The sequence below is a fragment of the Parvimonas sp. M20 genome (assembly GCF_035282425.1).
Classification (GTDB): domain Bacteria; phylum Bacillota; class Clostridia; order Tissierellales; family Peptoniphilaceae; genus Parvimonas.
The window spans coordinates 1-232 of record NZ_JAYKBQ010000298.1 but is presented as its reverse complement, the minus strand read 5'-3'; the positions used below and the strand labels follow the sequence as shown (position 1 = coordinate 232).

Sequence of the window (232 nt, the reverse complement as noted above, 5' to 3'; positions counted from 1 at the left end):
GTTCGCCCCCGCGGCCGACGTGGAGGGCTACCGCATTCTGCTGTCCGAGCTGTCCGACTGGCTGCTGAAACTGACCGGGTACGACGCCGTCAGTCTGCAGCCCAACGCGGGTTCGCAAGGCGAGCTGTCGGGGCTACTGGCGATCAGGGGCTACCACCGCTCGCGCGGGCAGGAGCAGCGGCGCGTCTGTCTGATCCCGTCGTCGGCACACGGCACGAATGCGGCCTCCGCC

The 232-nt window shown here is 69.8% G+C and carries 1 pseudogene; it reads left to right on the top strand.

The features are described 5' to 3' along the window. Positions 1-232 (top strand): annotated as a pseudogene (locus VJI93_RS09305) (aminomethyl-transferring glycine dehydrogenase subunit GcvPB); the annotation flags it as partial.